General features: G+C 70.1%; 18 protein-coding genes. 14 read left to right on the forward strand and 4 right to left on the reverse strand.

What is annotated here, in order from left to right; translation table 11 throughout:
- Position 1: 1 nt before the first annotated feature.
- The 5 genes from mtrB to OG430_RS29475 all read left to right on the forward strand — a co-directional run bounded on the left by mtrB (position 2) and on the right by OG430_RS29475 (position 7052).
- A complete protein-coding gene (gene mtrB, locus OG430_RS29455; protein ID WP_327355646.1) occupies positions 2-2077 on the forward strand; it encodes an MtrAB system histidine kinase MtrB in 2076 nt (691 codons plus the stop codon).
- Complete coding sequence (locus OG430_RS29460; protein ID WP_327355647.1) at positions 2067-3890, forward strand: LpqB family beta-propeller domain-containing protein; 1824 nt, start codon at positions 2067-2069, stop codon at positions 3888-3890. Before mtrB ends, OG430_RS29460 begins: the two co-directional genes overlap by 11 nt.
- 106 nt (positions 3891-3996) lie before the next feature.
- Positions 3997-5022: a ComF family protein gene (locus OG430_RS29465; protein WP_327355648.1), complete on the forward strand. Its 1026-nt coding sequence runs from the start codon at positions 3997-3999 to the stop codon at positions 5020-5022.
- A 314-nt stretch (positions 5023-5336) separates the two neighbouring features.
- Complete coding sequence (hpf, locus tag OG430_RS29470) at positions 5337-6029, forward strand: ribosome hibernation-promoting factor, HPF/YfiA family (protein WP_327355649.1); 693 nt, start codon at positions 5337-5339, stop codon at positions 6027-6029.
- 264 nt (positions 6030-6293) lie between these two features.
- Entirely contained in the window at positions 6294-7052 is a 759-nt protein-coding gene (locus OG430_RS29475) for a response regulator transcription factor (protein WP_327355650.1), read from the forward strand.
- Between the two features lie 33 nt (positions 7053-7085).
- On the opposite strand, the gene OG430_RS29480 is transcribed toward OG430_RS29475, so the two are convergent.
- Together OG430_RS29480 and OG430_RS29485 are read right to left on the reverse strand one after the other, a co-directional pair.
- The gene (locus OG430_RS29480) at positions 7086-8261 is read right to left on the reverse strand and encodes a winged helix-turn-helix domain-containing protein (RefSeq protein ID WP_327355651.1); all 1176 of its coding nucleotides are present in this window, start codon (positions 8259-8261) and stop codon (positions 7086-7088) included.
- Positions 8262-8335: 74 nt separating this feature from the next.
- A complete protein-coding gene (locus OG430_RS29485; protein ID WP_327355652.1) occupies positions 8336-8917 on the reverse strand; it encodes a GNAT family N-acetyltransferase in 582 nt (193 codons plus the stop codon).
- Positions 8918-9147: 230 nt separating this feature from the next.
- Between OG430_RS29485 and secA the strand changes: the two genes are divergently transcribed.
- A complete protein-coding gene (gene secA / locus OG430_RS29490) occupies positions 9148-12006 on the forward strand; it encodes a preprotein translocase subunit SecA (protein WP_327355653.1) in 2859 nt (952 codons plus the stop codon).
- Between the two features lie 59 nt (positions 12007-12065).
- Here secA and OG430_RS29495 read toward each other — a convergent pair whose 3' ends face one another.
- Positions 12066-12497 (reverse strand): Rv3235 family protein, encoded by a 432-nt coding sequence (locus OG430_RS29495; RefSeq protein WP_327355654.1) that lies wholly within the window; start codon positions 12495-12497, stop codon positions 12066-12068.
- 292 nt (positions 12498-12789) lie between these two features.
- Between OG430_RS29495 and OG430_RS29500 the strand changes: the two genes are divergently transcribed.
- Both OG430_RS29500 and OG430_RS29505 read left to right on the forward strand, forming a co-directional pair.
- Positions 12790-13296: a DUF6912 family protein gene (locus OG430_RS29500; protein ID WP_327355655.1), complete on the forward strand. Its 507-nt coding sequence runs from the start codon at positions 12790-12792 to the stop codon at positions 13294-13296.
- A gap of 100 nt (positions 13297-13396) precedes the next feature.
- Positions 13397-14068 (forward strand): HAD family hydrolase, encoded by a 672-nt coding sequence (locus OG430_RS29505; RefSeq protein ID WP_327355656.1) that lies wholly within the window; start codon positions 13397-13399, stop codon positions 14066-14068.
- A 314-nt stretch (positions 14069-14382) separates the two neighbouring features.
- On the opposite strand, the gene OG430_RS29510 is transcribed toward OG430_RS29505, so the two are convergent.
- The gene (locus OG430_RS29510; protein ID WP_327355657.1) at positions 14383-14949 is read right to left on the reverse strand and encodes a DJ-1/PfpI family protein; all 567 of its coding nucleotides are present in this window, start codon (positions 14947-14949) and stop codon (positions 14383-14385) included.
- Positions 14950-15407: 458 nt separating this feature from the next.
- Here OG430_RS29510 and OG430_RS29515 point away from each other — a divergent pair, with 458 nt between their 5' ends.
- The 6 genes from OG430_RS29515 (at position 15408) to OG430_RS29540 (ending at position 25799) form a co-directional block, all read left to right on the forward strand.
- On the forward strand, positions 15408-20390 hold the full coding sequence (locus tag OG430_RS29515) for an NAD-glutamate dehydrogenase (protein ID WP_327355658.1): 4983 nt from the start codon (positions 15408-15410) through the stop codon (positions 20388-20390).
- A 159-nt stretch (positions 20391-20549) separates the two neighbouring features.
- A complete protein-coding gene (locus tag OG430_RS29520) occupies positions 20550-21770 on the forward strand; it encodes a hypothetical protein (RefSeq protein WP_327355659.1) in 1221 nt (406 codons plus the stop codon).
- A 194-nt stretch (positions 21771-21964) separates the two neighbouring features.
- The gene (locus OG430_RS29525) at positions 21965-23047 is read left to right on the forward strand and encodes an NDP-sugar synthase (protein ID WP_327355660.1); all 1083 of its coding nucleotides are present in this window, start codon (positions 21965-21967) and stop codon (positions 23045-23047) included.
- A gap of 148 nt (positions 23048-23195) precedes the next feature.
- Positions 23196-23918, forward strand: a complete 723-nt coding sequence (locus OG430_RS29530) for a polyprenol monophosphomannose synthase (RefSeq protein WP_327359265.1) — start codon at positions 23196-23198, stop codon at positions 23916-23918.
- A gap of 56 nt (positions 23919-23974) precedes the next feature.
- Positions 23975-24466 (forward strand): GtrA family protein, encoded by a 492-nt coding sequence (locus tag OG430_RS29535; RefSeq protein WP_327355661.1) that lies wholly within the window; start codon positions 23975-23977, stop codon positions 24464-24466.
- A complete protein-coding gene (locus OG430_RS29540; RefSeq protein WP_327355662.1) occupies positions 24453-25799 on the forward strand; it encodes a hypothetical protein in 1347 nt (448 codons plus the stop codon). The genes OG430_RS29535 and OG430_RS29540 overlap by 14 nt, the downstream gene beginning before the upstream one ends.
- Positions 25800-25833 lie beyond the last annotated feature (34 nt).

Here is a 25833-nt window from a genome sequence, read left to right on the forward strand (position 1 = left end):
CGTGACCCGGGACAGCGCCGCTTCGGCGCCCGGGGAGCCGGGCAGCAGGCCGGTGCGGCGCGGGGCCCGGTTCGGACGGCTGCTCGACAGTGGGCAGCGGTTGCAGGACGGGGTGCAGGGCAGCCCCGTGCTGCGGCTCTTCACGCGTTGGGTGCGGCGTCCGCTGCTGCCGGTCATGCGGTTGTGGCGGCGGAACATCCAGCTGCGCGTCGTCGCGGGCACGTTGATCATGTCGCTCGGTGTGGTGCTGCTTCTTGGCTTCGTCGTCATCGGGCAGGTGCGCAACGGGCTGCTGGATGCCAAGGAGAAGGCGTCCCAGATCCAGGCTCAGGGGGGCTTCGTAGCGGCCCAGGAGCGGGCCAGCACCGGAGGGCTCGGTGCTGGGCAGGGTGGTGCGGCCGACGACGGGCGAGGTGCGCAGAGGAGTGCGGGGCAGTGGATGTCCGACCTGGTGGCGGAGCTGTCGAGTGGTGGGCAGAGCGCGTTCCATGTGGCGGCGCTCAGTTCCAACGCGGACGGCACGGCCTACAGCAGCCGCAGCCCGCGCGCTTCCGGTGATGTGACCCCGCTGCAGGTCGTGCCGCAGGAGCTGCGCGACGAGGTGGACAAGAACCCGGGCACGTTCCAGGCGTTCTCCCGCATCGTGTACGACAAGAACCCGGAGCCGGAGGCCGGGCTGGTCATCGGCAAGCGGCTGACGGACGTGAACGGCGATGCGTACCAGCTCTACTACATCTTTCCGCTGACTCAGGAGGAGAAGTCCCTGAGTCTGGTGAAGGGCACGCTGGCGACGGCGGGGCTCTTCGTCGTGGTGCTGCTCGGGGCCATCGCCTGGCTCGTGGTGCGGCAGATCGTCACGCCGGTGCGGATGGCCGCCGGGATCGCCGAGCGGCTGTCCGCCGGGCGGCTTCAGGAACGTATGAAGGTCACCGGCGAGGACGACATCGCGCGGCTCGGTGAGGCCTTCAACAAGATGGCGCAGAACCTGCAGTTGAAGATCCAGCAGTTGGAGGATCTTTCGCGGATGCAGCGGCGGTTCGTCTCGGACGTGTCGCACGAGCTGCGTACGCCGCTGACGACCGTGCGGATGGCGGCCGACGTCATCCATGAGGCGCGGGTCGACTTCGATCCGATCACCGCGCGGTCGGCGGAGCTTCTTGCCGATCAGCTCGACCGCTTCGAGTCGCTGCTGGCCGATCTGCTGGAGATCAGCAGGTTCGACGCGGGCGCGGCCGCGCTCGAGGCCGAGCCGATAGATCTTCGGGAAGTCGTGCGCCGCGTGGTCGGCGGGGCCGAGCCGCTGGCGGAGCGCAAGGGCAGCCGGATCCGGATCATCGGGGACGAGCAGCCGGTGGTGGCCGAGGCGGACGCCCGCCGGGTGGAGCGGGTGCTGCGCAACCTGGTCGTCAACGCCGTGGAGCACGGCGACGGCAAGGACGTGGTGGTACGCCTGGGTGTCGCGGGCGGGGCGGTGGCCGTCGCCGTGCGTGATTACGGCGTGGGACTCAAGCCGGGTGAAGCGACCCGGGTGTTCAACCGTTTCTGGCGGGCGGATCCGGCACGTGCGCGTACCACCGGTGGTACGGGCCTCGGCCTGTCCATCGCGCTGGAGGACGCGCGGCTGCACGGTGGCTGGCTGCAGGCGTGGGGTGAGCCGGGAGGCGGCTCGCAGTTCCGGCTCACGTTGCCGCGTACGGCGGACGAGGCCTTGCGGGGCTCGCCGATAGCGCTGGAGCCCGACGACTCGCGGCGCAACCGTGGCCTGGGTGGTGCGGGCCTGCCGCAGGGCGGGGCCGGCAAGCGGGCCACGGTGCCGGCGCAGACCGCGCGGGAGATGGCGGCGCCGTCCCTGTCGCAGCGGGGGCCGATACCGCCGCGCTTCGAGTCCCCGACGGCGGATCCGACGGCGTTGCCCGGCAGCGGGGCGCGGGTCGTGCCGCGGCCGGCCCGGGAACCGGACGCGCAGGCGGGCGAGGGCCATGCCGGACTCGACGTATCCGGATATTCGGAGCCTGAAGAGATCGGTTCCGTACGGGCCGATCGTGGTCCGGAAGGGGAGGGCACTCGTGGGCGCTGAGCGAGGTCGGCGTGTCCGGTCCCTGCGGACGGGGCTGGTGCTGGGCTGTAGCGGGGTGCTGCTCGCCGGGTGTGCGTCGATGCCGGACGGCGGTGGCGTGGAGCCCGTCGAGGCCTCGCCGCAGGAGCCGCAGGTGCGGGTGTTCGCGGTGCCGCCGCGCGAGGGTGCAAAGCCCGAGGAGATCCTCCAGGGGTTCCTGGAGGCGCTGACCAGCGATGATCCGGAATTCTCGACGGCGCGCAAGTACCTCACCTCCAAGGCGGCGAAGAGCTGGCGTTCCGACCGGTCGACCACGGTTCTCACGGACGGGCCCACCGCGGATGCCCGGCAGACGACCACCGACAGCGACGGGAACGGCTATCGGTACGTGATGACCGGCCAGAAGGTCGGCGTGGTGAACACGGAGCACGCGTACAAGTCCGACAGGGGTACGTACGACGGGGAGATGCACCTCACCAAGCAGGGCGGCAAGGAGTGGCGCATCGATTCGCTGCCGCACGGTGTGGTGCTCGGCAAGTCGGACTTCCAGCGGCTCTATCAGTCCGTCAACAAGTACTACTTCGCCTCGCGTTCGCCCTTGGACCGGGACGGTGCGCAGCCGACGTCGCTCGTGCCCGACCCGGTCTATGTGCGCAAGCGGATGGACACGGTGACGGAGACGGTCAAGGCACTGCTCGACGGGCCGACCAGCTGGCTCGATCAGGGGGTGTCGTCACGGTTCCCCAGCGACACAAAGCTGAAGGCAGGCACCAAGGGGCTCACGTTCGATGACGAGAACCGCCTGAAGGTGCCGCTGAACGGGCGGGCCGACAGGATCGGCCAGAGCCAGTGCATGGGGATGGCGACCCAACTGTTCTTCACCCTGCAGAACTTGACGCCCACCGCGATCGAAGAGGTGGAGCTCCAGGACGCGCAGGGCACGTTGATTTGCGCCCTGGGCGCCGACGCTGCCGCGGGCAGCGCCCCGCACCGGTCGGCCGGTGCCTACTCCCAGTACCTCGTCAACGAGAAGCACCGCTTGGTGAGCCTGGCCAAGAACGGCGATGAGGCGCATCCGGTGTACGGGCCGTTGGGTGACGGCACCTACGCGCTCGGCTCGGTCGCGGTGGCGCGGGGCGAGCGCCGTGCGGCAGGGGTGTCGAGCGACGGCAGATCGCTGTACGTCGGGTCGATGCTGAGCGGCGGTGAGGCCGAGAAGACGAAGGTGCGCAGCCGGGCCAAGCGGGCGGAAGACCGGCTGACGGCGCCGAGTTGGGACAACCGGGACGACCTGTGGGTGGCCGACCAGGACCCGGAGCGTTCGCGGCTGCTCTGGCTGGCGGGCGGCGCCGGCGAGCCGGTCGAGGTCAAGGTCCCGGATCTGGCGGACGGGCGCATCAAGTCACTGCGCGTGTCCGACGACGGGGTCCGGGTGGCGCTGCTCGTAGAGCAGGACGGCAAGACCTCGCTCAAAGTCGGCTGGATCGAGCGCGCGGGCACGCCCGAGCATCCCGAGGTCTCCGTGCGTGAACTGCGCTCGGGCGCACCGCAGATGGAGGAGGTCACCGCCATGTCCTGGGCGGGCGGCGGCCGCCTGGTGGTCGTCGGCAAGGAGGCCGGCGGGGTGCAGCAGATGAAGTATGTGCAGAGCGACGGTTCGGACGCGGTGGGGCCGGCGCTGCCCGGGCTCACCGGGGTCACGGAGATCGCGGCGTCCGAGAACGAGCGGCTGCCGCTGGTGGCGCACTCCGAGGACGGGATCGTGCGGCTGTCGCCGGGCGAGGGATGGAAGACCGTGGTCACCAAGGGGTCGGCGCCGGTCTATCCGGGCTGATCGGCTGCTAGGTCCGCACAAGTCGGCGCCTGTTGCGTGGAGTTGTCCACAGCGGAGTTATCCACAGGGGTGGCAGGGCGCTCTCCGCGTTGGCACAGTGGTGGGCATGCGGGGGTGGTGGCGGGAATTCGCCGACCTGGTGCTGCCGGCCGACTGCGGCGGCTGCGGGAGGCCTCGCACGGTGCTGTGCGCGTCCTGCCGTGCGGCGCTGTGCGGTGAGCCGGCGCAGCGGGTGCGGCCCGAGCCGGAGCCGGCCGGGCTGCCCGTGGTGTACGCGGCCGCGCCCTACGCCGACGCCGTGCGGGCCGTGCTGCTCGCGCACAAGGAGCGGGGCGCGCTGGGGCTTGCGGAGGCGCTGGGAGCCGCGCTGGCCGGGGCGGTGCTCGCGGGGCTGGGGGACGCTCCGGACTTGGGGCCGGGCGACGCTCGGGCGGCAAACTCCGGATCCACAGGGCTTTCGGCGGTGGCCGGGCAGGTACCGGGCCGGTCCCCAGGCGGGCCGGTCGGGCCCTCGGCCGGGCCGGTCGGGCCCTCGGCCGGGCCGGTCGGGCCCTCGGGCGGGCTGAGTGGGTTCCCGGACGGGTGGCCCGGCGGGGCATCCGGAGCCGGGCTGTCAGACCGGCGGGCGGGCCACCTGCCGGGCCGCCCGCCAGGTGAGCTGTCGGGCGAGCCGCCCGGCGGCGTGGAGAGGCGGGCGGTGCTGCTCGTGCCGGTGCCCTCGTCGCGGCGGGCCGTGGCCGCGCGTGGACACGATCCGGCGCGACGGATCGCGCTGGCCGCGAGCCATGAGCTGCGCCGGCGAGGCACTTCGGCCCGGGTGCTCCCGGTGCTGCGGCAGCGTCGGGTCGTGGCGGACCAGTCGGGGCTCAACTCCCGGCAGCGGCTCGCCAACCTGACCGGTGCGCTGGAGACGGCACCCGGTGCCGAGCGGCTCCTCGCCGGGCACCGTGCGGTGCTGGTGGACGATCTCCTGACCACAGGGGCCTCCTTGACGGAGGCGGCAAGGGCATTGCGTGCCAGTGCCACAAGTGGGCAGGCGCCCGAAGAAGCCGGAGAAATGAGTCGAACGTGCCGCACGTACGCGGCCGTGGTTGCCGCGTCACCGGATTCTTTCGAAATAAACCGGAACTGACCGAGAACTTGCATCGTTGCAGGTAGTGAGAGTGGCATTCCACCTGAACGGAGGTACGCCACGGTAGAGGGTGACGACATCCGTCCGGGCGAGATATGTTCGGTTGTGAGGAATGGCGGACGCTGTACCTCGCATATCGGAATGCCGTGCTGTGGGTTTTCGTAATCACCCGCACCGGTGGGGTGGAGATCTTGTCTGCGGGGGAGGAGGAGGTGGAAGTCACCGAGTCCGAGACTCCGGGGCTCACCGGAGTCTGGTGCAAAAGGGAGATGCTCCGCCTGTAGGAGCGGAGCTATCCGGGAACGGAGTTCTGCGTGGACATCGTCGTCAAGGGCCGCAAGACCGAGGTGCCCGAGCGGTTCCGCAAGCACGTGGCCGAGAAGCTCAAGCTGGAGAAGATCCAGAAGCTCGACGGCAAGGTGATCAGCCTGGACGTCGAGGTGTCCAAGGAGCCCAACCCGCGACAGGCCGACCGTTCCGACCGAGTCGAGATCACGCTGCGTTCGCGCGGTCCCGTGATCCGCGCGGAAGCCTCGGCCAGCGACCCGTACGCGGCGCTCGACCTGGCAGAAGAGAAGCTGCAGGCCCGGCTCCGCAAGGAGCACAGCAAGCGCTCCACCCGACGTGGCAACGGCCGTCTGTCGGCCGCCGAGGTCGCCGACCGGAACCCGGACACGGCTTACCTCAACGGTGACGGTTCGCCCGCCGAGGAGCAGGAGGGCGACGGCATCCCGACGAAGCGGATCGGCTCCCTGGAGATCAAGGGCGAAGGGCCGCTCGTGGTCCGCGAGAAGACCCACGTCGCGGCGCCCATGTCGCTCGACCAGGCGCTCTACGAGATGGAATTGGTCGGACACGACTTCTATCTCTTCGTCGACTCCGAGACGAAGCAGCCCAGCGTCGTCTACCGCCGCCACGCCTATGACTACGGAGTCATCCACCTGGACGCCGACCCCATGGTGTCCAAGGCGCAGACGGCCGGAGCAGGCGGAGCGCTGGGTGGCTGACGTCGGCTGACGTCCCCCGGCAACCCCATCGATGGTGCCCCTGGAGCCCGCCGCGGCCCCCAGGGGCACCCGTATGAGAACCGTCCGGGCGGCTGCGTACGGCCACTTACAGCCACTTCGGGCACCGCACTGTCACCCGGGCATGAAATCATGGCCCGGCAGGCCAACCCATGCACTGCCGACCCGGGTTGGTGCGGCACTCACGCGCACTCGCCGCGACACTTGAAAAGCAGCACGGGGCCACGGCCTTCAGGGGGAGGAACGATGGCGGACAGTTTCGGACCGATGCGTCGCGAGGGTGCCGACGACGGCGACGTCGAAGGCATCGCCGGCATCGGTGCGGAGGCGGATGTGTCCCGCAAGGAGCCCATCAGGGTCCTTGTGGTGGACGACCACGCGCTCTTCCGGCGGGGCCTCGAGATCGTCCTCGCGCAGGAGGAGGACATCCAGGTCGTCGGCGAGGCCGGGGACGGCGCCGAGGCGGTGGACAAGGCCGCGGATCTGCTGCCGGACATCGTGCTGATGGACGTACGGATGCCCAAGCGCGGCGGGATCGAGGCGTGCACCTCCATCAAGGAAGTGGCACCGAGCGCCAAAATCATCATGCTGACGATCAGCGACGAAGAGGCCGACCTCTATGACGCGATCAAGGCGGGGGCCACCGGATATCTCCTCAAGGAGATTTCGACCGACGAGGTGGCCACCGCGATTCGGGCCGTGGCCGACGGGCAGTCGCAGATCAGCCCCTCGATGGCCTCGAAGTTGCTCACCGAGTTCAAGTCGATGATCCAGCGCACCGACGAGCGCCGCCTGGTGCCCGCGCCGCGGCTGACCGACCGTGAACTCGAAGTGCTCAAGCTCGTGGCGACCGGGATGAACAACCGCGATATCGCGAAAGAGTTGTTCATTTCCGAGAACACCGTGAAGAACCACGTGCGCAACATCCTGGAGAAGCTGCAGCTGCACTCCCGGATGGAGGCCGTGGTGTACGCGATGCGGGAGAAGATCCTCGAGATCCGGTGAAGTGACCCGCGCCGACCCGGTGCAGAGCCCGGCTCAGCCGAGCTCCGCCGCCACGGCCGCCGTCAGACGGGGCCCCAGCTCGGCCGGGGTGACGCGCTCCACCCGTACGTTCGTACAGCCGACCCAACCCGCCGCCTCCACCAGCGCCTTGGCCATCGGCTCCACCGCCTTCGGGGTGTCGAGTGAGGCGTGCCGGGCCACCAGGGTCGAGCCCTCGCGGGCCGGGTCCACGCGGCCCAGGAGCTCTCCGCCGGCGAGCAGCGGCATCGCGAAGTAGCCGTACACCCGCTTCGGCTTGGGGACGTACGCCTCCAGGCGGTGGGTGAAGCCGAAGATCCGCTCGGTGCGGGGGCGCTCCCAGATCAGGGAGTCGAAGGGCGAGAGCAGCGTCGTGCGGTGGCGGCCGCGCGCGGGCGTCGCCAGGGCCGCCGGGTCCGCCCAGGCCGGCTTTCCCCAGCCCTCGACCGTCACCGGTACCAGGCCCGAGTCCTCGACCACCTCGTCGAACTCCTCGTTCTTCAAGCGGTGGTAGTCCGCGATGTCCGAGCGGGTGCCGATGCCCAGGGCCTCGCCGGCCAGGCGCACCAGGCGGCGCCGGCACTCACGGTCGTCCAGATCGTCATGGAGCAGCTCCTGCGGTACGGCGCGCTCCGCGAGGTCGTACACCCGCTTCCAGCTGCGGCGCTCGGTGCACACCACCTCGCCGTACATCAGCGCGCGCTCGACGGCGACCTTCGACTCCGACCAGTCCCACCACTCGCCCTTGTTCTTCGCGCCGCCCAACTCCGTGGCCGTGAGCGGGCCTTCGGTGCGCAGCTGCTTGATGACCTGTTCGTACGCGCCGTCGGTGAGCTGGTGATTCCAGTGCGGTCGGTTGCGGTAGGCGCGGCGGCGGAAGGCGAAGTGCGGCCACTCCTCGATGGGGAGGATGCAGGCCGCGTGCGACCAGTACTCGAAGGCGTGCGTCTCGGTCCAGTAGGCGTCTTCCACGGAGGACCGGCCGACCGCGCCGAGGCGTGCGTACGGAATCAGCTCGTGCGACCGGGCGAGCACCGAGATCGTGTCGAGCTGGACCGCCCCCAGGTGCCGCAGCACGCCCCGCACCCCGCCGCGGCGGTCGGGAGCGCCGAGGAAGCCCTGGGCGCGCAGGGCGATGCGGCGGGCGTCGGCGGCGGAGAGCTCGGCTTCGGGGGTGGGCGCAGAGGTCATGTACGTACCGTAGGACCCGCCACTGACAATCGGCGCCGGCCTGCGGGATCAGCCCGCGACGTGCCTCGGGGGCATCAACTCGCCGTCGGGCGATAGGGATCGAGCGGCCTGAGCCCCACGTCCGACGGCAGCAGTGAGGCCACCCAGCAGTCGTGCCGGGCGCCCCTGTGCGCCATCGCGGCCCGCAGCGTCCCCTCGAAGGTGAAGCCGGCCCTCGTTGCCACCGCGCGGGACGCTTCGTTGCCCACCTCCGCCCGCCACTCGAGACGGTCGACCGCGCCCTCCTCGAAGGCCCAGCGGGCCAGGGTCTGCAGCGCCTCCGTCACATAGCCGCGACCGCGGTGCTCCTTGACCGCCCAGAAACCGACCTCGGCCACGCCCAGACCGCGCGCCATGATGCCCATGCAGGCGACGAGGGCGCCCTCGTTGTCCGCCTCCTTGCTGAGGATGGCGAACGCGTACTCGCTGCCGCTGCGCCAGGCCTCCGGGGCGATCTTCTGGGTGAAGCCCTCCGCGTGCTCGCGCCGGTACGGCTTCGGGATGGTGGTCCAGCGTGAGATGTCCGGGTCCTGACAGGCCGCGTACACGGCCTCGGTGTCGTCCGGGCCCAGGGGGCGCAGCAGCAGTCGGTCGGTGGTCAGTGTGACGGGCTCCATCGGCCGATTCTCGGTCCGATCCGGAGCGCGGCGCCAGAACTTTTCCTGTGCGCTTGGGCACCTCACGCGGTGCCGAATCGTTGCCAATAGAGGCAACAGGTGTCGTTCGTCACGACGACCCTCCCGGCGCAGGCGGGTCCTCGCATACGATGGCCGTTGCTCAGTAGTACCGACCGCTGCTCAGCAGTACCCGACCGCGCAAGGCCCGATCGCCAAGGAGACCTTCCCTCGTGTCCGTCATCTCCAAGCTCATGCGTGCAGGCGAAGGCAAGATCCTGCGCAAGCTGCACCGCATCGCGGACCAGGTCAACTCCATCGAAGAGGACTTCGAGAGCCTCTCCGACGCCGAGCTGCGCGCCCTCACCGAGGAGTACAAGGAGCGGTACAAGGAGTACGTCGACAGCGAGGGCAAGTCGGGCGACAGCCTCGACGACCTGCTGCCGGAGGCCTTCGCCACCGTCCGTGAGGCCGCCAAGCGCGCCCTCGGCCAGCGCCACTACGACGTGCAGATCATGGGTGGTGCCGCGCTCCACCTCGGCTATGTGGCCGAGATGAAGACCGGTGAGGGCAAGACCCTCGTCGGCACCCTCCCCACGTACCTGAACGCCCTGTCGGGCAAGGGCGTGCACCTGATCACGGTCAACGACTACCTGGCCGAGCGCGACTCCGAGATGATGGGCCGGGTCCACAAGTTCCTGGGCCTGAGCGTCGGCTGCATCCTCGCCAACATGACGCCGGCCCAGCGCCGCGAGCAGTACAACTGCGACATCACGTACGGCACGAACAACGAGTTCGGCTTCGACTACCTGCGCGACAACATGGCGTGGTCCCAGGACGAGCTCGTCCAGCGCGGCCACAACTTCGCCGTGGTGGACGAGGTCGACTCGATCCTCGTCGACGAGGCCCGTACGCCGCTGATCATCTCCGGCCCCGCCGACCAGGCCACCAAGTGGTACGGAGACTTCGCCAAGCTCGTCACCCGCCTCAAGAAGGGCGAGCCGGGCAACCAGCTCAAGGGCATCGAGGAGACCGGCGACTACGAGGTCGATGAGAAGAAGCGCACCGTCGCCATCCATGAGTCGGGTGTCGCCAAGGTCGAGGACTGGCTGGGCATCGACAACCTCTACGAGTCGGTGAACACCCCGCTCGTCGGCTACTTGAACAACGCCATCAAGGCGAAGGAACTGTTCAAGAACGACAAGGACTACGTCGTCATGGACGGCGAAGTCATGATCGTCGACGAGCACACCGGCCGTATCCTCGCCGGCCGCCGCTACAACGAGGGGATGCACCAGGCGATCGAGGCGAAGGAAGGGGTGGACATCAAGGACGAGAACCAGACGCTCGCGACGATCACCCTGCAGAACTTCTTCCGCCTCTACAAGCGCGACGACTACGACAGCGGCCTGTCCGGCATGACCGGTACGGCCATGACCGAGGCCGCCGAGTTCCAGCAGATCTACAAGCTGGGCGTCGTGCCGATCCCGACGAACCGGCCGATGGTCCGCCTCGACCAGTCCGACCTGATCTACCGCACCGAGAAGTCGAAGTTCGACGCGGTCGTGGACGACATCGCCGAGAAGCACGAGAAGGGCCAGCCGATCCTGGTCGGCACCACCTCGGTCGAGAAGTCCGAGTACCTCTCGCAGCAGCTCGCCAAGCGCGGCGTCCCGCACGAGGTGCTCAACGCCAAGCAGCACGACCGTGAGGCCACGATCGTCGCCCAGGCCGGCCGCAAGGGCGCCGTCACCGTCGCCACGAACATGGCCGGACGAGGCACCGACATCAAGCTCGGCGGCAACCCCGAGGACCTCGCCGAGGCCGAACTGCGCCAGCAGGGCCTCGACCCCGAGGAGCACATCGAGGAGTGGGCGCACGCGCTGCCCGCCGCCCTGGAGAAGGCCGAGCAGGCCGTCAAGGACGAGCACGACGAGGTCAAGGACCTCGGCGGGCTCTACGTGCTCGGCACCGAGCGGCACGAGTCGCGGCGTATCGACAACCAGCTGCGCGGCCGTTCCGGCCGTCAGGGCGACCCGGGCGAGTCCCGGTTCTACCTGTCCCTCGGTGACGACCTGATGCGCCTGTTCAAGGCCCAGATGGTCGAGCGCGTCATGGCGATGGCCAACGTTCCGGACGACGTACCGATCGAGAACAAGATGGTGACCCGCGCGATCGCCTCCGCGCAGTCGCAGGTCGAGCAGCAGAACTTCGAGACGCGTAAGAACGTCCTGAAGTACGACGAGGTTCTCAACCGCCAGCGCGAGGTCATCTACGGCGAGCGCCGTCGCGTCCTGAAGGGCGAGGACCTGCACGAGCAGATCCGCCACTTCATGGACGACACCATCGACGAGTACATCGGCGCCGAGACCGCCGAGGGCTTCGCCGAGGAGTGGGACCTGGACCGGCTGTGGGGCGCCTTCAAGCAGCTCTACCCGGTGAAGGTGACCATCGAGGAGCTCGAGGACGCCACCGGCGACCGCGCGGGCCTCACCGCCGAGTTCGTCTCGGAGTCCATCAAGGACGACATCCACGAGCAGTACGACGCCCGTGAGGAGCAGCTCGGCTCGGAGATCATGCGTGAGCTGGAGCGGCGCGTGGTCCTCTCGGTCCTCGACCGCAAGTGGCGCGAGCACCTCTACGAGATGGACTACCTCCAGGAGGGCATCGGCCTGCGCGCGATGGCCCAGAAGGACCCGCTGGTCGAGTACCAGCGCGAGGGCTTCGACATGTTCACGGCCATGATGGAAGGCATCAAGGAGGAGTCCGTCGGCTATCTGTTCAACCTGGAGGTCCAGGTCGAGCAGCAGGTCGAGGAGGTCCCGGTCGAGGACGCGAAGCCGTCCCTGGACAAGGGTGACGACGTCCAGGACACCGTCCCCGCGGGCGCCCGCCCGGAGATCCGCGCCAAGGGCCTCGACGCCCCGCAGCGCCCGGACCGGCTGCACTTCTCGGCGCCGACCGTGGACGGCGAGGGCGGTGTCGTCGAGGGCGACTTCGACAACGGCGACGGCCCGGCCCGCTCGGAGGCCGACGGCATGACCCGCGCGGAGCGGCGCAAGGCGCAGAAGGGCCGCCGCCGCAAGAAGTAGTTCTGGCTGTACGAGGGCCGGGGTCCAGCAGTTGCTGCTGGGCCCCGGCCCTCTCGCGTTCAGGCCTCGGCCGGTTCCCGTCGGCCGTCCAGCTCCACGGCGGCGCAGCGCCAGCGCAGGTCGGGGCCCTGCTCCAGGCGGAAGGCCATGGCGCGCACCTGGTCGCCGGTGCCGATGCAGGCGCTGGCCTCCACGACGCCGGGGCGCAGCGGGACGGCCCGGCAGGTGCGGACCACGGAGCGCGGGCCCTGCGCCCTGAAGGGGGCCCCGGGTGCGAGTTCCACCAGGTGCTGGAAGCCGGGCCCGACGGTGTGGTTCAGCATCCAGTGCACCGGACGCTGTCCGCTGAGCACCGCCAACAGGCGCTCGGCGAACAGCTCGTGCGGGGTGATGCCGCGTCGGCGCCCGCGCTGTGCCGGGGCGCCGCCCGGCCTGGTGCTCCGGTCGCGCCGGCCGCCGGGCCGGGTCGAGGTCGTGGTCCCCGTCGTCATGCCAGTGCCCCGTTCTGCCTGTTCCGGCCTGCTTACCGGCCAGTAGCTTCTGGCTTTCTTCTACGGGGGCGGGCGAGGGTGCCGCAACGGCGTGGGGCCGCAGCGGCGACGTACGACGGAATCACCTATCAGGGTGAGGCAGGCCCGGGTCAGGGGCAGGCGGGCCCTGGCGTGCGGGGCGCGGAGTCGACGTGGTGCGGGCCTTGGCCGACAGCCCGAAGGGGGACTCCCGCACGTATCCTGAAGGCCGTTCGGACTCGACCGTTCAGCCCCGACCACGAAAGCGACGGCCATGCGCGTCTACGTACCCCTGACACTCGGCGGTCTCGCGGCGGCGCACCGGGCGGGAGAGCTGGGCCCCGGGCCGCTGACCGCGTATGCGGTGACGCCGGCGCTGCGTGAGTGGTACGTCTCGGACGACATCGAGGAGCTCGAGTACGCGGCGCTCAATCGGGCCGCCGCCGCCTCGTTGCGGCTGCTCGCCGGGGATCCGGCCGCCGCCAGGCGGCGCGTCGTGCTCGCCGTCGACGTGCCGGACTCCGATGCCTCCGTCGACCCGGACCGGGGTCTCGACGCGGGGGCGCTCGGCGAGGTGCGGATCGCGGTGGCCGTGCCGCTGGCCAAGGCGGCGGCGGTACACGTCGACGCCGATGACGCCGAGGGCGATGTGTCGGCGGCGGCGGACGCGCTGGGCGCGGCCGATCAGGGGGACGACGACGCGCAGTTCACCGTGGACGGTGCGGAGGACCACGAGCTGTTGTGGTTCGCGACGCAGGAGATCCCGAATCTGATCGGCTGAGTCTGATCCGCTGGGTCTGCTCCGCGGAGTTTGATCGGCTGGCCTGGGTGAATTGGTTGCGGCTGCCGTGTTGTCGGTGGTGGCGGGTACGTTCTTGGGCATGGGGAAGAACGGGACGCAGGGCGGGCACATCGTCTGGGACTGGAACGGCACGCTGTTCCATGACATCGACGCGGTCATCGAGGCCACGAACGCTTCGTTCGCGGAGGTCGGGCTCGAGCCGATCACGCTGGAGCGCTACCGGGATCTGTACTGCGTGCCCGTGCCGAAGTTCTACGAGCGGCTGATGGGGCGGCTGCCGACGGATGCCGAGTGGGCCGTGATGGACGAGGCGTTCCATCGGCACTACTGGGTGCGGGCCGCGGGGGCGGGGCTTGCCGAGGGGGCGCGGGAGTTGCTGGCCTCCTGGCAGGGGGCGGGGCTCACGCAGTCGATGTGTTCGCTGGCGCCGCATGCGGAGCTCTTGCCGATCGTGCGTACGCATGGGATCGAGCGGCATTTTGTGCGGGTGGACGGGCGGGTGGGGGACTCGCGGGGCGGCAAGGCGGAGCACATGGTGCGGCACATAGCCGCGCTGCCGGGGGTGGATCCGGGGCGTTCCGTGGTCATCGGGGATGCGGTGGACGATGCGCTGGCCGCGGCGCATGTCGGGGCCAAGGCCGTGCTCTACACCGGGGGGTCGCACAGTCGGGCCAGCCTTGCCGTGGCCGGGGTGCCTGTGGTGGACACGCTTGCGGAGGCTGTTGAGGAGGTGGGGCGCCTCGTTGCGTGATGGGTGATGCGTGATGCGTGATGCGTGATGGGTGGGGCGTGGGGCGTGGGGCGGGCGGGGGTTCGTTGCGCCTGCGGCGGGCTGATTCCCCCACCCCGCCCCTTCCCGTAAGGCTGCCGCCGGCTTCAAAGGCAAAAGATTGTCCTCAAACGCCGGACGGGCTGGAGAGATGCGGGCGGGTGGAGAGCTGCGGGCGGGCTGGAGAGATGCGGGCGGGTGGAGAGCTGCGGACGGGCTGGAGAGATGCGGGCGGGTGGAGAGCTGCGGACGGGCTGGAGAGATGTGGGCGGGTGGAGAGATGCGGGCGGGCTGGTTCAGGTCACCGGAGCCTTCGCGCGCAGCACCGTAAGGAACTCCCGCATCCAGCGTGAGTGGTCCGGCCAAGCCCGTGCCGACACCAGGGTGCCGTCGACCACTGTTTCCGCGTCCTGGAAGGTCGCGCCCGCTGCCTGCATGTCCATTTCCAGGGCCGGGTACGCCGTCACCCTGCGGCCCGTGAGGGCGCCGACCGCTGCGGTGAGGAGGGGGCCGTGACAGATCTGGGCCACCGGTTTGTCGGAGTCGAAGAAGGCCTTGAGGACCTTGCGGAGCTCCGGGTCGTTGCGCAGGTACTCGGGGGCCCGGCCGCCCGGGATCACCAGGGCGGCGTACTGTCCCGGATCGACTTCCGAGAAGGCAAGGTCGGCCGGCCAGGTGTAGCCCGGCTTCTCCGTGTACGTGTCGAAACCTGGCTCGAAGTCGTGCACCACGAACTGCAGCTTCTTGCGGGCCGGGGCCGCGATGTGGACGTCGTAGCCCTCCTCGCGCAGCCGCTGGTAGGGGTACAGGACCTCCAGCGACTCGGCCGCATCACCGGTCACTATCAGGATCTTCACTGACATCGCCGATCGCTCCCTCGGTGTGTGCCATCCGATGTGTGCCATGTGTGCCGTTGCGGTCAACGTGCCCCCGTCGGGCGGGTTTGCCAAGGGGCACGGACCGAGAGGGCGCCGCCTCTGGCCAAAGTGTCAAAATCCCCGGCACTTTTTGGACAGAACCGGCTCATGACGGTTCCCCGGTGCGGGGCGATAGCCTTGTCGCGTGATCAGCGCGATACGCCTCGGGAGCAGTGCAGCTCCCGGCCGCCGCCCGGTGCACCACCGTGCCCGGGCGCTTGCTGATCCTCAGATCCGGGGCAGGCACTCGAAGATGGCCGACAAGGCCCGTTCGCAGATGTCCTGTATCCGCCCGGGCATCTCTTTTCACGGCATAACGTCGACTTCGACCGGACACCCCGTGTCGCGGCGTCACGCCACATTTTCTACGTCACGCAATGGCGCGCTGACAGGAGCCAGAGGACATGCAGACCAAGCTGGACGAAGCCAAGGCCGAGCTGCTCGCAAGGGCTGCCCGGGTTGCTGAGAACAGCCCGGTCGGGGGGCAACTTCCGACGGGGGCCACGACCGGGGCGGCAGGGGGCGGGGCAGGCTCTTCCGGCGATCCAGGCGCTTCCGGCCGTCCGGACCAGGACACCGTCCTCACATATCTGCAGCGGTACTACCTCCACACCGCCCCCGAGGATCTGGCCGACCGGGACCCGGTTGACGTCTTCGGTGCCGCGCTCTCGCACTACCGCCTGGCCGAGATGCGCCCGCAGGGCACGGCCAGCGTCCGGGTGCACACCCCGACCGTCGAGGAGAACGGCTGGACGTGCTCGCACTCCGTCGTCGAGGTCGTCACCGACGACATGCCCTTCCTCGTCGACTCGGTCACCAATGAGCTGTCCCGGCAGAGCCGCGGCATCCATGTCGTGATCCACCCGCAGGTGATCGTCCGCCGTGATGTCACCGGCAAGCTGATCGAGCTCCTCACCGACGCCCCGGCCGCGGACCAGCTGCCGCACGACGCGGCCGTCGAGTCCTGGATCCACGTCGAGATCGACCGCGAGACCGACCGCGCCGACCTCAAGCAGATCACCGCCGATCTGCAGCGCGTCCTGTCCGACGTCCGCGAGGCCGTCGAGGACTGGGAGAAGATGCGGGACGCGGCGCTGCGCATCGCCGACGAACTGCCCGGTGAGCCCACCGCCGGTGACCTGCCCAACCAGGAGGTCGAGGAGGCCCGCGAGCTGCTGCGCTGGCTGGCCGCCGACCACTTCACCTTCCTCGGCTACCGCGAGTACCAGCTGGGCGACGACGACTCCCTGGCCGCCGTGCCCGGCACCGGCCTCGGCGTGCTGCGCTCCGACCCGCACCACGGCGGCGACTCGACCGGCCACCCGGTGAGCCCCTCCTTCAACCGGCTGCCCGCCGACGCCCGCGCCAAGGCCCGCGAGCACAAGCTCCTGGTCCTGACGAAGGCCAACAGCCGCGCCACCGTGCACCGGCCCAGCTACCTCGACTACGTCGGCGTGAAGAAGTTCGACGCCGAGGGCAACGTCGTCGGCGAGCGCCGCTTCCTCGGCCTCTTCTCGTCGGCCGCGTACACCGAGTCCGTACGCCGCGTCCCGGTCATCCGTCGCAAGGTCGCCGAGGTCCTCAAGGGCGCGGGCTTCTCGCCCAACAGCCACGACGGCCGGGACCTGCTGCAGATCCTGGAGACGTACCCGCGCGACGAGCTCTTCCAGACGCCGCCCGACGAGCTGCGCGCCATCGTCACCTCCGTCCTGTACCTCCAGGAGCGCCGCCGACTGCGGCTCTACCTGCGCCAGGACGAGTACGGCCGCTACTACTCGGCGCTGATCTACCTGCCGCGCGACCGCTACACCACCGGCGTACGGCTGCGTCTGATCGACATCCTCAAGGAGGAGCTCGGCGGCACGAACGTCGACTTCACCGCCTGGAACACCGAGTCGATCCTGTCCCGCCTGCACTTCGTCGTCCGCGTCCCGCAGGGCACCGAGCTGCCCGCGCTCACCGAGGCCGACACCGACCGCATCGAGGCCCGCCTCGTCGAGGCCGCCCGCTCCTGGGCCGACGGCTTCGGGGAGGCGCTGACCGCCGAGTGCGGCGAGGAGCGCGCCGCCGAGCTGCTCCGCCGGTACGGCAACGCCTTCCCCGAGGGCTACAAGGCCGACCACACCCCGCGCTCCGCCGTGGCCGACCTGATGCACATCGAGCAACTCTCGGGCGCCGACAAGGAGTTCGCGCTCTCCCTGTACGAGCCCGTGGGCGCCGGCCCCGGTGAGCGCCGCTTCAAGATCTACCGCCTCGGCGGCCAGGTCTCGCTGTCCGCCGTCCTGCCGGTGCTGCAGCGCCTCGGCTGCGAGGTCGTCGACGAACGGCCGTACGAGCTGCGCTGCTCGGACCGCTCCACCGCGTGGGTCTACGACTTCGGCCTGCGCATGCCGAAGGCCAACGGCAACGGCGACTACCTCGCCGACGACGCCCGCGAGCGCTTCCAGGAGGCCTTCGCCGCCGTCTGGACCGGTGCCGCCGAGAACGACGGCTTCAACTCGCTCGTCCTGGGCGCCGGTCTGGACTGGCGCCAGGCGATGGTGCTGCGCGCGTACGCCAAGTACCTGCGCCAGGCCGGTGCGACCTTCAGCCAGGACTACATGGAGGACACCCTCCGGGACAACGTCCACACCACCCGGCTCCTGGTCTCCCTCTTCGAGGCCCGGATGTCCCCGGACCGCCAGCGCGCGGGCACCGAGCTGATCGACGGGCTCATGGAGGAGCTGGAGGGCGCCCTAGACCAGGTGGCCTCCCTCGACGAGGACCGGATCCTCAGGTCCTTCCTCACCGTCATCAAGGCGACCCTGCGCACGAACTTCTTCCAGGAGGCGGGCGGGGGCAAGCCGCACACGTACGTCTCCATGAAGTTCGACCCGCAGGCTATCCCGGACCTGCCGGCCCCCCGGCCCGCGTACGAGATCTGGGTGTACTCGCCCCGCGTCGAGGGCGTGCACCTGCGCTTCGGCAAGGTCGCGCGCGGCGGGCTGCGCTGGTCCGACCGGCGTGAGGACTTCCGTACGGAGATCCTCGGCCTGGTCAAGGCGCAGATGGTGAAGAACACCGTCATCGTGCCGGTCGGCGCCAAGGGCGGCTTCGTCGCCAAGCAGCTGCCGGACCCGGGCGTGGACCGGGACGCGTGGCTGGCGGAGGGCATCGCCAGCTACAAGACGTTCATCTCGGCGCTGCTCGACATCACCGACAACATGGTGGCCGGCGAGGTCGTGCCGCCCTCCGACGTGGTCCGCCACGACGGGGAGGACACCTACCTGGTGGTCGCCGCCGACAAGGGCACCGCGACCTTCTCCGACATCGCCAACGAGGTCGCCGAGTCGTACAACTTCTGGCTCGGTGACGCCTTCGCGTCCGGCGGTTCGGCCGGCTACGACCACAAGGGCATGGGCATCACCGCCCGCGGCGCCTGGGAGTCGGTCAAGCGGCACTTCCGCGAGCTCGGCCACGACACGCAGAACGAGGACTTCACGGTCGTCGGCGTCGGCGACATGTCCGGCGACGTGTTCGGCAACGGCATGCTGCTCAGCGAGCACATCCGCCTGGTGGCCGCCTTCGACCACCGGCACATCTTCATCGACCCGAACCCGGAGTCCGCGACCTCGTACGCCGAGCGGCGCCGCCTCTTCGAGCTGTCGCGCTCGTCCTGGGCGGACTACGACAAGCAGCTGCTCTCCGCGGGCGGCGGCATCTTCCCGCGCAGCGCCAAGTCCATCCAGCTCAACGCGCACATCCGCGAGGCCCTCGGCATCGAGTCGGGCGTCGCCAAGATGACCCCGGCCGACCTGATGAAGGCGATCCTCAGCTCGCCCGTCGACCTGCTGTGGAACGGCGGCATCGGTACGTACGTGAAGTCGTCCGCCGAATCGCACGGTGACGTCGGCGACAAGGCCAACGACGCCATCCGCGTCAACGGCGAGGACCTGCGGGTCAAGGTCGTCGGCGAGGGCGGCAACCTCGGTCTGACCCAGCTCGGCCGCATCGAGTTCGCCCGCACCGGCGGACGCGTCAACACCGACGCGATCGACAACAGCGCGGGCGTGGACACCTCTGACCACGAGGTGAACATCAAGATCCTGCTCAACGCGGTCGTCGGGGACGGCGACATGACGGTCAAGCAGCGCAACAAGCTGCTCGCCGAAATGACCGACGAGGTCGGCAAGTTGGTGCTCCGCAACAACTACGCGCAGAACACCGCGCTGGCCAACGCGCTCGCCCAGTCCTCGTCCATGCTCCACGCCCAGCAGCGCTTCATGCGCACCCTGGTCCGCGAGGGCCGCCTCGACCGGGGACTCGAGTTCCTGCCCACCGAGCGGCAGATCCGCGAGCGGCTCAACGCCGGTCTCGGCCTGACCCAGCCGGAGACCTCCGTCCTCCTCGCGTACGCGAAGATCACCGTGGCCGAGGATCTGCTCGCCACCGATCTGCCGGACGACAAGTACCTGCAGAGCCTGCTGCACGCGTACTTCCCGACGGCGCTGCGCGAGAAGTTCACCGAGCAGATCGACGCGCACGCCCTGCGCCGCGAGATCGTCACGACGGTCCTCGTCAACGACACGATCAACTCCGGTGGCACGAGCTTCCTGCACCGCATGCGCGAGGAGACCGGCGCCTCGCTCGAAGAGGTCGTACGCGCGCACACCGCGGCCCGCGAGATCTTCGGTCTCGGCGAGGTCTGGGACGCGGTCGAGGCCCTCGACAACGTCGTGGCCGCCGACGTCCAGACCCGGATCCGGCTGCACTCGCGGCGCCTGGTCGAGCGCGGCACCCGGTGGCTGCTCAACAACCGGCCGCAGCCGCTCCAGCTCGACGAGACCATCGGCTTCTTCAGCGCGGGCGTCGCCCAGGTCTGGTCCGAGCTGCCGACGCTGCTGCGCGGCGCGGACCTCGAGTGGTACCAGCAGATCCGCGACGAGCTGACCGGCGCGAACGTGCCGGACGAGCTCGCCCAGCGGGTCGCCGGCTTCTCGTCCGCCTTCCCCGCGCTCGACGTCGTACTGATCGCGGACCGCATGGACAAGGAGCCGATGGCGGTCGCCGAGGTCTACTACGACCTGGCCGACCGGCTCTCCATCACCCAGCTCATGGACCGCATCAGCGCGCTGCCGCGGACCGACCGCTGGCAGTCGATGGCCCGCGCGGCCATCCGCGAGGACCTGTACGCGGCGCACGCGGCCCTCACCGCGGACGTCCTGGCGGCGGGCAACGGTACGTCGACGCCGGAGCAGCGCTTCAAGGCGTGGGAGCAGCGGAACGCGGCGATCCTGGGCCGGGCGAAGACGACGCTGGACGAGATCCAGGGGTCCGAGGCGTTCGATCTGGCGAATCTGTCGGTGGCGATGCGGACCATGCGGACGTTGTTGCGGACGCACGGCTGAGGCTTGGCGGCGCGGAGCTGACCGCGGCTCCGCGTCAAAAGAGGCGTTAAAGTCAAAAAAGTGAACCAAAGGGACGCTCCGGCCATCTGACTGGCCGGAGCGTTCCGTTTCGGGGGAGGGCGCGCACCAGCACCTCTGCCCGACTGGAGATCCACCGACATGACGCTCGGCAGCACCCTCGCGCCGGCCCGCAAGCACCGGCTGCCGTCCGGCGGCGCCGCTGACGGGCGGCGCCGACTGCTCGACCGGGATCCGGTGCGCATCCGCCTGGTGCGGCACGAGGCCCATCTCGCGGCCGCGCTCCACCTGATCCTCGCGCTCCTGGGCTTCGCGGTGCTGCTGGTGCTCAATCGGCACCTCGACCACGGGGTGACCGGGCTCCTCGGGCGCTGGGACGCGGCGAACTATCTGTCCGTCGCCGAGCACGGCTACCCGAGCGCCCTGAAGTACCGGCCCGACGGCGTGCCCGACTACAACACGCTGGCCTTCTTCCCACTGGTGCCGGGCCTGATCCGGGGCCTGCATCTGCTGACCGGGCTGCCCTTCGCCTTCGCCGGGGTCGTCGTCTCCTGGTCTGCGGGCGCCGTGGCCGCCGCCGGGATCCACACCCTGGCCCGGGCCGTCGTCGGCCGGTCGGCGGCCTTCGCCTGTGTGGCGCTGTGGGCCTGCTCGCCGTACGCCTTCGTGTTGTGGATCCCGTACTCGGAGGCCGTGTTCACGGCGGTCCTGATGTGGGCCCTGGTGGCGCTGCTTGCCCGGCGCTGGGTGACGACGGGGCTGCTGTGCGCCCTGGCGGGGACGGTGCGGCCGACCGCGTCGGTGCTGGTCGCGGTGGTGGCGCTGAGCGCGCTCGCGGCGCTCTGGGGCAGACGGGACGGGCTGCGTCCGCTGGCCGCGCTGATGCTGGCGCCCGTGGGTCTCGTGGGCAGCTGGCTGTATCTGGGCAGCAGGATCGGCTCCGTGACCGGCTGGTTCGAGGCCCAGAAGGCCTGGGACCAGTCCTTCGACTTCGGCCTCGGCACCCTGCGCTTCCTCAAGCGGGCGGCCGGGGCGCACTCCTTCGACCTGCGGTACGTCGCCGTCATCGCGGTGATCGCGGCCGTGCTGATCGGTGTCGTCGCCCTGGTCCTGGACCGACGGATTCCGTGGCCCCTGGTCGCCCTGGTGTCGGGGGCGTGGCTGCTGATGGTCGGCACGCCGGGCGCACCGTTCTCCAAGCCACGCTTCATGCTGCCTTTCCTGCCGGTGCTCCTGCTGCTGGTCGCCACGCCGCTGGCGCGGGCTCCTCGGCAGGTGCGGTGGCTGCTCTACGGCAGCGGTGCGGTGTTCGCCGGGTGGTACGGGGTGAGCCTCCTGGTGCTGTTCCGGCCCGCGCCCTGACCTGGGACGGGTCGAGGGCCGCTGATGTCTCTCGCACCGGCCGAGGGGGTCTGATGCGCACAGCGCGCCCGAGGTTGCTTCCCGCATGGAAGAAATCGTGCGAGAAGCGCAATAGATAAGAACTCGGACATATGGCCTAAGCTTGATCTGATTACTTGCCTGCTGTCGAGTTCTGACCTGTCTGGGGTTTGTGGATGACGGAAGCAATTCTGCTGGTCGGAGGCCAGGGGACTCGGCTGCGACCGGTGACGGTCAACACCCCCAAGCCGATGGTTCCCGCCGCCGGAGTCCCCTTCCTGGCCCATCAGATCGCACGGGCCGCGGCCGCCGGGGTCGACCACATCGTGATGGCCACCTGCTATCTGGCCGAGGTCTTCGAGCCGTACTTCGGCGACGGCTCCGCCTTCGGCGTCACGCTCGAGTACGTCGTCGAGGACCAGCCGCTCGGTACCGGCGGCGCCATCCGCCATGCCGCCGAGCACCTGACCTGCGGCGCCGACGAGCCGGTGCTCGTCTTCAACGGCGACATCCTGACCGGCCTGGACATCCGCGGCCTGGTCGACTCGCATCAGCAGGCCGGCGCCGACGTCACCCTGCACCTCACCCGCGTCGACGATCCGCGCGCCTTCGGCCTGGTGCCGACCGACGCGGACGGGCGGGTGACCGCCTTCACCGAGAAGCCACAGACGCCCGAGGAGATCGTCACCGACCAGATCAACGCGGGCTGCTACGTCTTCAAGCGCTCGGTGATCGACACGATTCCGTCCGGCCGCCCGGTCTCCGTGGAGCGCGAGACCTTCCCCGCCCTGCTCGCCTCCGGCGCCCGGCTGCACGGCAAGGTCGAGCAGGGCTACTGGCTGGACCTCGGCACGCCGGAGGCCTTCATCCAGGCCTCGGCCGACCTGGTCCGCGGCATCGTCGACTCCCCGGCGGTGCCCGGCGAGCGCGGCGAGGCCCTGGTCCTGGCCGGCGCGCAGGTCGCCGAGGGAGCCAAGCTCGCCGACGGCACCGTCGTCGGAGCCGGTGCGCGCATCGGGGCCGGGGCCGTGGTGCAGGGCTCGGTGGTCCTGGACGGAGCGGTCGTCGCCGAGGACGCCTACGTACACGAGAGCCTGGTCGGCGCGGGTGCCACCATCGGCCCGCGCACCGCACTGCACGGAGCCGTCATCGGCGACGGCGCACGGGTGGGGGCCGACAACGAACTGCGGGCGGGAGCCCGGGTGTGGTGCGAGGCAGAGCTGCCCGACGCCGCGCTGCGGTTCTCGTCGGACCGCTGAAGGCGGCAACGGGCCGATGAACACCGGCGAGCCGCACACGACGACGCAAGAAACGAAGGGCAAGCAAGTGAACCCCACCCCCCGGACCCAGCAGTCGGCAGCCCGAGCGCTGCCCGCGGCCTGGGCCGACACCCCGCTGACCGTCGTGATGCCGACGTACAACGAGGCGGGCAACCTGCCCGGCATGGCCGAGACTCTCATGGACCTCGACCTGCCCGGACTGAGCCTGCTCGTCGTCGACGACTCCAGCCCGGACGGCACCGGCGACCTCGCCGAGACCCTGGCCGCGCGCTACAACAAGGGCGCCGACCGGCCCCGTATGCGCGTCCTGCACCGCACCGACAAGGACGGCCTCGGCCGTGCCTACGCGGCCGGCATGAGCCAGGCGGTCGAGCAGGGTGCCCAGTACGTGCTGCAGATGGACGCCGACGGCAGCCACCCCGCCGAGAAGGTCGCCGAGATGCTCGGTGTCGCCCTCTCGACCGGCGCGGGCGTCGTGGTCGGCAGCCGATACGTCCCCGGCGGGTCCCTCTCGGACGCCTGGGGCGCCCACCGCAAGCTGCTCTCCCGCTGGGCCAACGCCTACGCCAGCGCCATCCTCGGCACCCGCGTGCGCGACATCACCGGCGGCTTCAACCTCTGGCGCGCCGACGCCCTGCGCGCCATCGACCTCGCCTCGGTCGGCTCCGCCGGCTACAGCTTCCAGGTCGAGATGAAGTACGCCGCCCTGCGCCGTGGCTTCAGCGTGATGGAGGTGCCGATCCACTTCGAGGACCGCACCATCGGGGAGTCCAAGATGAACCTCGCCGTGCAGCTCGAGTCCATGGCCATGCCGTGGAAGCTGCGCGCCCGCTCCCGTGGCCGCCGCTGACCGACCAGGAAGCCCCGACCTCCCACACGTACGACCGACTTGGTGACCCCACTGCCATGACCACGCTGCACGAACCCCCCACCGTCTCCGTTCCCGCGCCCGCCGTGCCGGGGGCGCTGCCGAAGCCGTCCGGCGCAGACCGGCTGCGCAGGATCGGCAAGGAGGTCATCAAGTTCGGCATCGTCGGCGGCAGCGGTGTCGGCGTGAACTTCGTCGTCTTCAACCTGCTTCTGCACGGCCTCAGCTGGGGGCCGATGACCTCGACGATCCTCGCCAGTTGCGTCGCCATCTGCACCAACTACCTGGGCTTCCGCTTCTTCGCGTACCGGGACCGGGCGAAGCGCACCAAGCAGCAGATCGTGCTGTTCTTCGTCTTCAGCGGCCTCGGGGTGGCCGTGGAGAGCGCCCTGTTCTACGTCGCCTATCACGGCCTGGACTGGAGCGGCCCGCTCGGCTCGAACATCGCCAAGGCGGGCTCGATCGTCCTCGCCTCCGCGTTCCGCTTCCTGGTCTACCGGACCTGGGTCTTCCAGCATGACCGGCACTGACGGCCACGCCGGAGGGCGTACGCAGGTCCGTGCCCCAGCCCGCACCGCGGCCTCCCGCGCCGCCCGCAGGCGGCGGGTGCTGCGTGCGCTGCCGCTGATCGCGGCGGCCGCCTTCGTGCTGCTGCACGCCTTCGGCTACCCGGCGACCCGCTTCTCCAACGACTCCTACCGCTATGCGCGCCAGGCGTACGAATTCCTCGGCGACTCGCCCAAGGAGGCGCAGGCCAAGGCGGTCGAGGCGTACTGCACCGACACCGCCAAGCTGGTGCACCGCAACCGGATGCTGGACCAGCTCCAGTTCCGCGGTCCGGGCCGGGAGGCCGAGTACACCCGCGACTGCGTGGCGAAGTACAAGAACGGCCTGGAGCCGAACGACCCGCGCTACGAGAAGATCTTCCACACCAGACCGGCCTACCCGCTGATCGCGGCCCCCTTCGTCTGGCTGCTCGGCGCCAAGGCGGGGCTGACCCTGGTCGCCCTGGGCTTCACCACGCTCGCCGGCTACCTGGTGTACCTGCTGCTGCGCGCGCTGCGGGCGCCGCCCGCGGCCGCCGTGCTCGGGCAGGTCCTCTACTACGTGACGCCGCTCGCGGCATGGGGCGGCCGGCCGCTGACCGAGGGGCCGATGCTGAGCCTGATGACGGCTCTGCTGCTCGCCTCGGTCTGGCTGCTGCAGGGCCGGGTGCGCAGCGGTGCGCTGCTGTTCACCGGCGCCTTCGCGCTGGGGCTCGGGGTGAAGTATTCGAGCTTCCTGGTCGCGGCCCCGTTCCTGGCGGCCGCCGTGATCGCCGCCCTGCTGTTCGTACGAGGGGTGCGTCATCGCGGCACCTGGTGGCTGGCCGGGCTCTCGACGGGCGGCACGCTGTTCGCCGTCGTACTGAGCAAGGTGCTCGGGCTGCCCGGGATGGTGGACTCGCTGCAGGACACGTTCTCGCTGCACTGGACGCGGCCGGAGATCGCGGATCCGTGGCGGGCGCTGGCCCGGCTGAACTTCAACTACTGGTGGCAGTGGCTCCAGAAGGAGTCCCTCGCGCCGCTGCTGCTGTTCCTGCTGGCCGTCGGCGCCTGGGGCGTCTGGAAGCGGTCCGTGCCGGTCGCGCTGTGTGTGCTCGCCATGGGACTGACCGGATTCGCGACGATGGCGGCGCATCCGCTCGACATGGAGCAGGACCGGCTGTACGTCCAGGTGTGGCTGATCGCGGTGATCGGGCTGCCGCTCGCCCTTGAGCGGATCTGGCAGCTGGGAGCGGCGCGGGCCGCGGTGTCCTCCTCGTCCTCCCCGACGGGGAAGCCGGCGGCCGAGGCCGAGAGGGACACGTCGGTACGTCTCTGAGGTGAGGGACCGGTACGTCTCTGAGGTGAGGCGC

It is taken from the genome of Streptomyces sp. NBC_01304, from assembly GCF_035975855.1.
Classification (GTDB): Bacteria; Actinomycetota; Actinomycetes; order Streptomycetales; family Streptomycetaceae; genus Streptomyces.

Bases quoted from the DNA above. Each gene is read 5' to 3' on its own strand.
- OG430_RS29465 (WP_327355648.1), top strand. From the start codon at position 3,997: ATGCGGGGGTGGTGGCGGGAATTCGCCGACCTGGTGCTGCCGGCCGAC.
- OG430_RS29525 (WP_327355660.1), top strand. From the start codon at position 21,965: ATGACGGAAGCAATTCTGCTGGTCGGAGGCCAGGGGACTCGGCTGCGA.
- OG430_RS29520 (WP_327355659.1), top strand. From the start codon at position 20,550: ATGACGCTCGGCAGCACCCTCGCGCCGGCCCGCAAGCACCGGCTGCCG.
- OG430_RS29475 (WP_327355650.1), top strand. From the start codon at position 6,294: ATGGCGGACAGTTTCGGACCGATGCGTCGCGAGGGTGCCGACGACGGC.
- OG430_RS29510 (WP_327355657.1), bottom strand. From the start codon at position 14,949: ATGTCAGTGAAGATCCTGATAGTGACCGGTGATGCGGCCGAGTCGCTG.
- OG430_RS29495 (WP_327355654.1), bottom strand. From the start codon at position 12,497: ATGACGACGGGGACCACGACCTCGACCCGGCCCGGCGGCCGGCGCGAC.
- OG430_RS29480 (WP_327355651.1), bottom strand. From the start codon at position 8,261: ATGACCTCTGCGCCCACCCCCGAAGCCGAGCTCTCCGCCGCCGACGCC.
- OG430_RS29515 (WP_327355658.1), top strand. From the start codon at position 15,408: ATGCAGACCAAGCTGGACGAAGCCAAGGCCGAGCTGCTCGCAAGGGCT.
- OG430_RS29540 (WP_327355662.1), top strand. From the start codon at position 24,453: ATGACCGGCACTGACGGCCACGCCGGAGGGCGTACGCAGGTCCGTGCC.
- OG430_RS29530 (WP_327359265.1), top strand. From the start codon at position 23,196: ATGCCGACGTACAACGAGGCGGGCAACCTGCCCGGCATGGCCGAGACT.
- OG430_RS29500 (WP_327355655.1), top strand. From the start codon at position 12,790: ATGCGCGTCTACGTACCCCTGACACTCGGCGGTCTCGCGGCGGCGCAC.
- OG430_RS29535 (WP_327355661.1), top strand. From the start codon at position 23,975: ATGACCACGCTGCACGAACCCCCCACCGTCTCCGTTCCCGCGCCCGCC.
- OG430_RS29485 (WP_327355652.1), bottom strand. From the start codon at position 8,917: ATGGAGCCCGTCACACTGACCACCGACCGACTGCTGCTGCGCCCCCTG.
- OG430_RS29505 (WP_327355656.1), top strand. From the start codon at position 13,397: ATGGGGAAGAACGGGACGCAGGGCGGGCACATCGTCTGGGACTGGAAC.